Source organism: Acinetobacter sp. Swhac1 (assembly GCF_013390985.1).
GTDB lineage: Bacteria > Pseudomonadota > Gammaproteobacteria > Pseudomonadales > Moraxellaceae > Acinetobacter > Acinetobacter towneri.
On sequence record NZ_JACASN010000045.1, the window covers coordinates 1 to 11,017 of the forward strand.

General features: G+C 38.6%; 9 protein-coding genes. 3 read left to right on the forward strand and 6 right to left on the reverse strand.

The annotated features are described in order from the left end of the window. On the reverse strand, positions 1-622 hold a 622-nt coding region (locus tag HX743_RS14700), incomplete at its 3' end, for an ISNCY family transposase (RefSeq protein WP_178319578.1). Between the two features lie 296 nt (positions 623-918). On the opposite strand from HX743_RS14700, the gene adeR reads away from it, so the two are divergent. Then, positions 919-1,647, forward strand: coding sequence for an efflux system response regulator transcription factor AdeR (gene adeR / locus HX743_RS14705; RefSeq protein ID WP_032073130.1), 729 nt, complete (start codon positions 919-921; stop codon positions 1,645-1,647). Then, positions 1,637-2,743 carry a two-component sensor histidine kinase AdeS gene (gene adeS, locus HX743_RS14710; protein WP_032073131.1) on the forward strand — a complete coding sequence of 369 codons (1,107 nt, stop codon included), beginning with the start codon at positions 1,637-1,639 and terminating at the stop codon, positions 2,741-2,743. Before adeR ends, adeS begins: the two co-directional genes overlap by 11 nt. Before the next feature lie 103 nt (positions 2,744-2,846). Here the strand turns inward: adeS and HX743_RS14715 are convergent, their stop codons facing one another. The 3 genes from HX743_RS14715 to HX743_RS14725 form a co-directional block, all read right to left on the reverse strand. Further along, complete coding sequence (locus HX743_RS14715; RefSeq protein WP_032073148.1) at positions 2,847-4,361, reverse strand: MFS transporter; 1,515 nt, start codon at positions 4,359-4,361, stop codon at positions 2,847-2,849. A gap of 113 nt (positions 4,362-4,474) precedes the next feature. Beyond that, a complete protein-coding gene (locus HX743_RS14720; RefSeq protein ID WP_270915313.1) occupies positions 4,475-7,579 on the reverse strand; it encodes a multidrug efflux RND transporter permease subunit in 3,105 nt (1,034 codons plus the stop codon). Further along, entirely contained in the window at positions 7,576-8,739 is a 1,164-nt protein-coding gene (locus HX743_RS14725) for an efflux RND transporter periplasmic adaptor subunit (protein WP_032073150.1), read from the reverse strand. Before HX743_RS14725 ends, HX743_RS14720 begins: the two co-directional genes overlap by 4 nt. Positions 8,740-9,165: 426 nt before the next feature. Between HX743_RS14725 and HX743_RS14730 the strand changes: the two genes are divergently transcribed. After that, entirely contained in the window at positions 9,166-9,762 is a 597-nt protein-coding gene (locus tag HX743_RS14730; protein WP_074163998.1) for a LysE family translocator, read from the forward strand. A gap of 27 nt (positions 9,763-9,789) precedes the next feature. Here the strand turns inward: HX743_RS14730 and HX743_RS14735 are convergent, their stop codons facing one another. Beyond that, entirely contained in the window at positions 9,790-10,608 is an 819-nt protein-coding gene (locus tag HX743_RS14735) for an AraC family transcriptional regulator (RefSeq protein WP_032073151.1), read from the reverse strand. A gap of 251 nt (positions 10,609-10,859) precedes the next feature. Then, the coding region (locus HX743_RS14740; protein WP_178319579.1) for a recombinase family protein at positions 10,860-11,017 on the reverse strand (158 nt) is incomplete at its 5' end.

Genomic DNA, 11,017 nt, shown 5'->3' on the forward strand with positions numbered 1-11,017 from the left:
AGACTGAATGTTTGTCGCTGTAAAATGCCAACGGCTTACCATGCTGCTCAACATACAAGCGTGTTGAAATCATATAATCAAAGGCTGATTCTGATTCACAGAAGCGTAAATGCTGCAATTTTCCTGTAGCATCATCGATAAACACCAGCAGACAGCATTTAGCAGCGCGTCCTTCAAACCAGTCATGATATGAGCCATCAATTTGGATCAGTTCACCAAAGCAATCCCGGTTGTAACGAGGCTGATACGGGCGTTTTAGGCGCTTGGATCGAGGAATCCATAAGTCAGCTGCAATCATCCAGGAACGCAGGGTTTCTACTGAAAGATCGAATCCATGTACGGTGGTGAGCTTTTCATGCGCTAAAGTGGGTCCGAAACCATGGAGTTGATCAGAAACAATATTGAGGCACTTGAGTCTGAGTTCTTCAGGAAGTTTGGAATTGCTGATTTGGCCACGACCGGCATGGGCTAATGCAGCGGGACCTTGAGCTTTGTATTTCTGCAGTAAGCGTCTGATCTGACGTTCTGAAATATGAAGTAGCTGAGCAGCCTGGGATTGAGTTATGCGTTGATCGCAGATTTCCTGCAAGACCGACAATCGTTTAAGTTCTTTATCCGACATAGACACCAACATATCAAACCGTCCGCTAACGAAATTGCAAAAGTGCATATTCTAAAAGCGGACATTTTTACTTTGGAGAAACCGGACATTTCTATTTTGGAGTTACACTCTCGTTTCGTATAACAGCCATTATGTTAAATGAATGATAATTGACATTTTGTTCATTAATACTGATATGCAACGAATTTTATTATATGTCACCCCTCAATTACAAATATAAATGACTGCTCGTCTAATCATCTCCATTACACAATTAAATGTTAAAATGCATAGCTACTTCATCTAAGATAAAATATATGTATCCAAATCTACAGCACAGCTTCGAAAACAGCGTCATTCTCGTTGTAGAAGATGATTATGATATTGGTGACATTCTTGAAAAATACATAAAAAATGAAAACATGCAGGTCATCCGTGCATTGGATGGACAACAAGCTTTAGAGTGCCTAAAAGCCAACTCTATCGACCTGATTCTCCTTGATATTAAATTACCCAAACTAAATGGCTGGGAAATTCTACAAATCATCCGTCAAACAAGTCATTTACCTGTCATTATGCTGACTGCCTTAGATGATCAAGTGAATAAGATCATGGGGCTAAAAATGGGTGCTGATGACTTTATTATTAAGCCATTTAACCCAAACGAAGTGATTGCACGAATACAAGCCGTACTTAGACGAAGTACAAGCCAAAATATGGAAATAACTAATATTATTCGTTATAGAAATATTGAAATTAATCCAGATCATCATCAAGTTTACATTTCAAATGGTCAAAGAAATCAGTTGCTCAACCTTACGTTAACTGAGTATAAGATACTGTTTTTGATGGCAAAAACACCGAATAAAGTCTTTACACGTAATGAATTGATCCAAAACTGTATGCCTGAAAGTGATGCTTTAGATCGCACTGTAGATAGCCATATCAGCAAATTACGCAAAAAACTTGAAGAAAATGATGTAAATGGCTTATTAATCAATGTCCGTGGCGTGGGGTATCGCTTAGATCAAAATCATGAAATTTAACTTTTTTAAAAATTCTGTTGGAATTAACTTCCAGTTTATTATCATGATGAGCCTATTCAATTTAGGCATTACGCTGTTATCTTTCATGATTGGCTATTTTGTTTATAGCTGGGCGATAAAAATAGGTTTTCTAAATACACAAGTTATTAATTCAAATGAATTTTCAGTTACCTCCGTTGACTTTATCTGGCTGTTTTTAGTGCTATTAACAGGCTTTTTTCTTTCTACTATCCTCGCCTTTAAATATGGAAAACGCTATACACAGCCAATTAGTGATTTAGCAGATGTTATTCAACAAATTCAACAAGGCAATTTAGCACTCAGAATTAAACAGCCACATCATGATATTCCACATGAAATCAAGTCTCTTATTGAGAACTTCAATGAAATGGCAAACCAACTTGAAGTATCAGTTAAGAATTCAACTGTTTGGAATGCTGCAATTGCACATGAATTACGAACACCTGTGACAATATTACAAGGTCGCTTGCAAGGTATTGTCGATGGTATATTTATTGCCGATAAAGCTTTACACCTAAGCTTATTGAACCAAGTCGAAGGCTTATCTTACCTTGTGGAAGATTTACGGACACTGACACTTATTGAAAATAAACAATTACGATTAGAACTAGAAAAGACCAATTTAAAAAATAGTATTGAAAAATGTCTGCAGATGTTTAATGAACGGTTTCATGTTAAAGGTTTAACTATTGTTTTAAATTTGACGGATAAATTGGTTTGCGTTGATATAAGAAGGATGGAACAGGTCTTTATTGCATTGTTCTCTAACTTTCTAAGATATTCGAATGCTGGAAAAATAAATATTACATCTGTAACCACAGCAGAACATTGGGTATTGACGTTTGAAGATGAAGGTCCTGGTATTGATGAATCGCATCTTAAACACCTGTTCAAACCCTTCTATCGACTGGAAGACTCTAGATCATGTCTAGATGGCGGTACTGGATTAGGCTTGGCAGTGATTGATGCAATTATTGAAGCACACCAAGGTCATATTTATTATTCTAAATCCAAAAACTTAGGTGGCAGCTGTTTTACTATTCAACTAAATCGTAAGACATCAACTCATTTATAATGTGTTAAGTTCAGATTAATACGGCTTAATTTAAACCATAAATTTAAGATAAATTGATGTCTGAACTTAACCATTCTGTTTGATGATCCTCAAATAAATTTCATCACAATGAATTCTCATCTCGATATTTAGCTAGCATAAAAAATACCACAATGGAGAGTATCCCGATGATAATCCCTGCTGTTAATAATAAATTAACATGAGCTGAACTGAAGGCAATTTTACCTGCGTTAATCAATGCTGTACCTTGTTCAACGGGTAACTGGCTCGCCACTAAATAGGTATCACCAATCGAAAGTCTGGCTTTTTCTGCTAAAACAGCAGTTAAATCTGACGGCACTTGAAGATGACTGCCAAATATATAGGCCATGAAAACACCAAATAAAGTAATACCTAGTCCTGTACCCAGTTCATAACCTGTACTTTCAAGTGAACCTGCCGCACCGCCCTTTTCTGCAGGTACTGAGCCCATGATCGCAATGGATGAAGCTGTTAAACCAATACTCAGTGTTAATCCAATCGAAGCTAAAATAAAGGGAACGATGATTCCCGGATGATGAAAATCTGAATAACTCAAACTGACCAACGCAATTGCTGCCAATATTAATGACATGGTCGCAACCAGACGGAGTCCAAATTTATTGGATAAAAAACCAGCAATAGGCCCGCCAATAGCGGCCGCAACCATAATCGGAACCATAAAAAGACCGGCTTGCAGCGGTGTTAAACGAATGACATATTGCAGCTCCATTGCCAAAGTTAACTCAACCCCTGCCAAAGCGCCTGCAGCAACCATTGCCATAATAATGCCGGCTAAAATAGCAGGACGTGAAAATAGCGAAAGATCTAGCATCGGCTGAGGAGAATTCAGCTGTTTGCGTACAAATATGGTTAATAAGCCGATAGATAAAACGACCAAAGGCAAGACAATCAACAACGACTGTTTACCGCCTAAGCCTGCTTTTAGTGCATATACAAACGAAATCAAACCGACAATCAGCAATAGCGCTTGACCAAATGCCCAATGTCCAGGGGTTATAGCTTCTTTTCGGGACAATAAGAAATAGCACATTGGTGCGACAACCAGCATGATTGGGACGTTAATCAGGAAAACTGAACCCCACCAGAAATATTCTAACAATCCCCCACCAATGAGCGGTCCAATGGCGGCACCGGCTGATCCGATTGTGCCCCAAATACCCAGCGCAATGGCACGTTCGCGACTGTCTTCGAAGGTTCTGCGAATAATACCCAATACACAGGGCATAATCATGGCACCGCCTAATGCTAATAAAGCACGTGCGGCAATCAGCATAGAAGCCGTTTGGGAAAATGCCGCAAGGACTGAGGCAATTCCAAATATAACCAAGCCAATCAGCAGAATCTTACGATTGCCGACACGATCAGCCAAAGTTCCCATCGGAACTAAAAGTCCAGCCATAAGTAATGGATAAATATCAATAATCCATAAGACTTGGTTACTTGTGGCACTCAGCGATTGGGTTAATGAGGGAACCGCAACATGCAGTACAGTCATATCAATCACAATCGGCAGAAATGCAAGCACGACAGCGAGCAATATCCACCAGCGTTTCGGATCAAGATTGGTAGCTTTCATGATTAAACCTATATTGATGGTTTATTAAATCAATTCTGAAATAAAGATGTAAATGAAAGATTTGTTGTGGGCTAAACTCGTTAACCCACAGCTTTTATTCTCAGTTTTGATGCTTAATGTGCCGCTTTACGTTTCGAGAATTTCTCAACCATGCTCATGACGACAATAAAGAAAATCGGTACAAAAATAACAGCTAGAATTGTTGCGCTGATCATGCCGCCAAAGACGCCTGTACCAATCGCTTTTTGAGTTTCAGAACTAGCGCCACTGGCAATGACTAAAGGAATAACGCCACAGGTAAATGCCAAAGATGTCATTAGGATTGGACGTAAGCGCAATTTAGCGGCTGCAACGGTTGCCTCCACTAAACCCATTCCTTCTTCTCTTAGTGCTTTTGCAAACTCAACAATCAAAATAGCATTCTTTGCAGATAGACCAATAATCGTGATCATGCCGACCTTAAAGAAAATATCATTTGGCATACCACGTAACATTACTGCTAAAAAGGCGCCAATCAACCCTAGAGGGACAACTAGCATCACAGAGAATGGAATTGACCAGCTTTCATAAAGCGCTGCCAAGACAAGGAAAACGACTAACATCGACAACAGTAATAAAAACAAGGTTTGTGATTCCGACTGTTTTTCTTCTAGAGAAATCCCAGTCCACTCATAACCCACACCTTTCGGAAGTTGTTCAATCAAATTTTCCATCTCAGTCATGGCTTGTCCTGAAGATATACCTGCTGCTGGACTGCCAGAAATACTCAATGATGGACGACCGTTGTAACGATTGTATTGTTGTGGGGAATGTTGCCAAATTGGAGTAATTATTTCAGACATTGAAACCAATTTACCGCTTTGACTGTTCACCTTAATCTGAAGAATATCTTCAATACTCATGCGTGATTTGGCATCAAGTTGCACAATGACTTGCTGCATACGGTCATGATTTGGAAAATCATTGATATACATCGAACCCATTGAGGTTGAAATAATATCGGTCACATCACTGAAATTAACACCTAATGCCTGCAATTTATCTCTATCAATTTTAAGCTGTACAGAACTGCCATCTGGCAAACCTTCAGGATAGACCTCCGCCACGATTTTACTTTGTGCTGCTAATGCTAAAAGCTGATCTTGTGCTTCTCTTAAAGCAGGCATGCCAATATTGCCACGATCTAATAATCTCAGTGAAAAACCAGATGAGTTACCCAATTCATCAATTGCTGGTGGTAACACAGACATGGTTTGACCTTCTGAACTTTCAGCCATCGCTATATTGGCATTATTCACGACTTCTTGTGCCGTAATAGTACGCTCTTCGAATGGCAATAGATTGGTAAAATACATCGCTGTATTCTGACCAGATCCACTAAAACCAAAACCTAAGACCGCCATATTGTCTTTAATCCCCGTTTCTTGGTCTAAATAATTTTGAAACTCAGCAACGACTTTACGGGTACGTTCTTGAGTTGCATCCGCAGGAAGTTGAATCGAAGTCATAAACCACCCCTGATCTTCTTCTGGCATAAACGCAGTCGGAACGTGTTTAAAACTAAAAATCAGCACAATGACAATGCCTAAGAAACATAACATTGCGAGGGTTTTATGTTTAATTACTTTAAATAAACTGCGTTCATAGCGATTGTTCAGCTTCTCAAAACTGCGATCAAACGATGCAAAAACACCCTTTTTCTGATGGTCTTGATCAATCGGTTTTAACATCGTTGCACATAACGCAGGGGTTAATGTCAGTGCAAGGAAAGCTGAGAATAAAATTGAAACCGACATGGTAATGGTGAACTGACGATAGATAATCCCCACTGAGCCTGACGCCAATGCCATCGGCAAGAATACAGCGGCTAACACTAAGGTGATGCCAATAATCGGATTGGTAATTTCCTTCATGGCTTTAGATGTGGCTTCAACTGGAGATAAGCCTTCTGTCGCCATAATGCGTTCAACATTCTCAATGACCACAATCGCATCATCGACAATAATCCCGATCGCAAGCACCATACCGAACATGGTCAGCACATTAATCGAAAAACCAGCAAGCAGCATGACTGAGAATGTGCCAAGCAATGCAATCGGTGCAACAATCGCCGGAATTAAGGTGTATCGAACATTGTGTAAAAAGATAAACATGACAATAAAAACTAATGCCATAGCTTCAAGCAATGTCATGATTACTTTTTCAATCGAGATTTTTACAAAAGGTGCAGTGTCGTAAGGTATAGAGAATTTCATACCATCAGGCAGTGCTGAACCTAACTGTTCAATTTTCGCTTTAACACCTTCTGCAGTCTTGACAGCGTTGGCACCAGGACTCATTTGTATCGCCACAGCTGTAGAGGCTTTGCCATTTTCTAAAATCGCAAAGTTATACATCTGTGCCCCGATTTCGACACGAGCGACATCCGACAGTCGAACATTGGCGCCATTTTGTTGAGCACGTAAACTAATTTTCTTGAATTGCTCTACAGTTTCTAATTGACCTTGAGCAGTTAAAGGAATAGTAATTTGTTGCCCCGTCAAAGCAGGAACATCACCAATACGACCTGGTGATATCGGCAAGTTTTGGTTTTGGATGGCTGTATTCACATCTTGAATACTCAATCCATAAGAAACCAAACGATCTGGATCGACCCAAATCCGCATGGCTTTTTCAGCACCAAAATTTTGGACTTTACCAACACCGTCAACCCGCTTTAATTCTTCAATCACATAGCGAGTCATATAGTCACTGACATCAATTTCACTATATTTGCCATTCGGTGAACTTAAGCCCACCATCATTAAAAAACCAGACGACGCAGCATCGACCATCAGCCCTTGTTGTCGCACTGTTTGAGGTAAGCGTGACTCAATGGCTTTAATTTTGTTTTGCACATCAATTTGTGCAAGTTCTACATCTGTACCTGGTTTAAATGTTGCGGTGATTGTTGCTGTTCCAGAACTATCTGAACTTGAACTGTAATAAAGTAAGTTTTTGACACCTGACATTTCCCGCTCAATCAAGGTCACAACACTATCATTCAATGTTTTTGGCGTAGCACCTGGATAGATTGCCGTAATACTAATCTGTGGTGGCGCAACACTTGGGAATCGTGCAATAGGTAACTTGGGGATGCTTAGTACACCCAACAGAATAATAAATAAAGCAATCACCCATGCAAAAATAGGACGCCTAATGAAAAATTGGGACATTATTGCTGTCCTCCATTTTCCTTAATATTTGTAGGTTGCCACTGCTTAATTTTTAATTTTTGCTCAGGCTGTATACGATCAGCCCCTTCAACAATGACTTTCTCACCTGCTTGTAACCCTTGTTTGATCACATAGTTATTTTGATAACGTTGACCAAGCTGAACAGGCTTGCTTTGCGCTAAACCTTTTTGATTAACAATCGTAACATTGGCTTTACCACTAATATCATGTTGAATCGCTTGTTCTGGAACTAGGAGCGCATTTTCAACTTGAGCTCGGCTCATATTGACTCGAACATACATGCCTGGCAAAAGTTTTTGATTTTCATTATTGGCTAAAATACGGATTGTGACATCACCCGTATCAGGATCAACTTTAGTATCCGAAAATAGGATTTCACCTGTAACGTTATAAGGTTTACCCTGACTATTTAGGATTTCAACCGTATGTTTGGTATTTGACACGTCACCTTGCTGTAAAGCTTCCTGTAGTTTTTCATAATCACTAATTGATTGCTTTACATCAACATAGACTTTATTAATCTGTTGTATTACGGCCATTGCATTAGTATCACCTTGACCAACTAATGCACCCTCAGTCACTAAGATTTCACCAATCGTTCCCGAGATAGGGGCTGTAACAGTCGCATATTTAAGATTAAGTTGTTGTCTGCTTAACATGGCTTGCATTTGCGCCACATCGGCTTTTGCTTTTTGATAATCTGCTTCGGTATTGTTGTATTCCTGCTGACTAACCGCATTTACTTTTACTAATTCAGTGTAGCGTTTTAACAGCACCTGCAAACGTGTCACCTCAGCTTGTGCACGGTTTAAAGTGGCTTGATTGCTTTTTACATCTGCCTGAAATATTTCAGAATTCAATTTAAAAAGCGGTTGACCTGCTTGCACATAAGAGCCTTGCTTAAAAAGTACTTTATCAACAATTCCACCTACTTGCGGGCGAATTTCAGCAATACGGTAAGCGACAACACGGCCTGGAAGATTTTCAATTAAATTCATGGAATGCGGTAATACCGTGATGGTACTGACAACCGCTGGTGGCATTTCTGTTGGGGACTGTTCAGCATCTTTGGCTTGTGTACAGCCGATTAAAAGTACAGTTGTAATAAGTATTGAACCTATTAAATGATAATGTGTTGACATGCTTTTTCAGAGGGGGGGTTTTAGATACTACTATTTTGAAATAGCAGTGTTTATGAATTGCTGATGTTGTGTGGAGATTGTGTGGAGATTGTGTGGAGAGATTAAAAGATTTATTTTTTAATGACACGCTTAAACAGCGTGGCTTGTAAATTAGTATAAATAATTTTGTTGTTCTACAATTTTGATCGTATCTTAGTTTTTTCTCATAGTTCATGAACTTTAAAATTCTAAACCAAGACTAATATTTATATAAGCAATTGAAAATACAATACATAGTTTCTTTATACACTTATGAAGTGAACTTTAGGTGAACATAAGTTAAATAGAAATTTTTAATTAGTTCAGCACAAACGTACAATCTTTAAGGCCTATAACTCGATACCGTTCTCTCTTTGATGTTTATTGCTATCTAATTGAGTGAACTCTGTGGAAATATTTCTTTATACATTAAGCGTTATGTATAGCCCAGGCCCTGTAAATTTTATGGGGCTAAATTCTGGCCTTACAGGTCAATTAAAAAAGACTATAGGATTTTACCTAGGCATTGGTTTCGCCATGTTGATCTTATTCGTATTGTTTGGCTATATAGGTGAAGCTGTTATTCCACATGGATTGATTCATTATATTGCTTTAGCGGGTGCAATTTATACATTCTACTTGGCTATAAAAATGATTAGGGCGAATGTAGAAACAACTCAACAGCAAGAAAGCCATCTAACATTCTTAAATGGCTTATTTATTCAGTTATTAAATCCAAAAGCCATTCTCGTCATTCTACCTGTTACGACAATTATGTACCCTGCAGCCAAAATCACAGGAATCATGATCTTGATAGTTTCTTTACTGATTTCACTTGGTGCTGTTGGCGCACCATTCACCTATGCTCTGGTTGGAAAAGTATTAGGCAACAAAATTGCTAATCCTATCTGGTTTAATCGGCTAAATAAGCTGATGGGTATACTCTTGATTTTATCAGGGCTTTTTATGTTCAAAGATTTTCTTAATGGAATAAATCTGCTGTAGGACAAATTAGCCGTTCAAATCGAACGGCTATCTTTTAATATTTATCATTTTCCATTGAGTGGGAGTTAAACCAAATGTTTTTATAAAATGTCTGGTCATATGACTCTGATCAAAAAAGCCTGCATTTAAAGCAGCATTAACAATAGACTCCCCTTGAGCAAGGTAGAACTTAACTGTTTCTAAGCGACGCATGATCATATAACGGTGTGGGCTAGTTCCAAATAATAATCGGAAATCACGAGAAAGGCTCCAGCGGTCACGATCAGCATGTTTCTCTAAATCTGACAAACTTAAGTTTTCATGTGGATACGCCAAAATACACTCACGCGCTCTCTCTGCTGCCTTGTAGTCAAATTTTTTGTTTTGGTTAGATGAAGTATCTGAAATTTCACACAGTGTAGTTGCCAAATCAAATAGAGCATCTTCCTCTTCTAGGGTATCCATATAATTATTTATATTATTTAGAAAGCTATCCATTGCCCTAAACAGGCGAATATCATTACTTAAGCCATGTCTGATAAAAGGCAAAGGTTTACCCTTTAAAATGGTTTGGATCATCGCTGGTTCGATGTAAATCATTCTATAGCGATAGCCATCTAATGTTCCTGATTCACCATCATGCTTTTCATCCGGGTGTAGAACCATAGTCATGCCTGGCAAGCTATGTTGCAATGTACCTTTGTAATGAAAGTTTTGAACTCCGGAAAGAGTCCTGCCAATAGCATAAGTATCATGTCGGTGAGGTTTATAAGCATAATTGGAAAGAAATGCTTCAATTCTTTCTAATTTATGATTTTGAGTGGGGGATCTCACAATCCAATTATTTCCACTGGAGAAATCAGGCATAATTGATGGCCAATTTTTCGTAGATTCTATTGTAGATTATTTTTCACTTTTCCTAAAATTAACATAATACACGTTATACGTAATGCTTGATATTTCTCTTTAAATATCATTATATTAAAGCAAGCCGTTCTGAAATATAGGGCACCAGCAGAGCGGCTTTTTATTGATTATTCATGTTCCACGCTTAAAATTCGAACAGTGTTTCATGATTTTTATAAGTTAAACTAAATTTAGTTGCTAATCCCAATAAGCTATTCACTAACTTGTAAATATCGGTATACCGCCTGACGACTAATCCCAAAAGCTTTCCCTAATGCCATTTTCGATGGATACTTCCCCTCCTTCCATGCTTGTCGTAAAGCTTCAGCTTGGTCAGGCTTTAGTTTATGCACCCGACCTTTGTACTTCC

Coding starts and splice junctions, on each gene's coding strand:
- adeR (WP_032073130.1), top strand. CDS start 919: ATGTATCCAAATCTACAGCACAGCTTCGAAAACAGCGTCATTCTCGTT.
- HX743_RS14715 (WP_032073148.1), bottom strand. CDS start 4,361: ATGAAAGCTACCAATCTTGATCCGAAACGCTGGTGGATATTGCTCGCT.
- HX743_RS14725 (WP_032073150.1), bottom strand. CDS start 8,739: ATGTCAACACATTATCATTTAATAGGTTCAATACTTATTACAACTGTA.
- HX743_RS14735 (WP_032073151.1), bottom strand. CDS start 10,608: ATGCCTGATTTCTCCAGTGGAAATAATTGGATTGTGAGATCCCCCACT.
- adeS (WP_032073131.1), top strand. CDS start 1,637: ATGAAATTTAACTTTTTTAAAAATTCTGTTGGAATTAACTTCCAGTTT.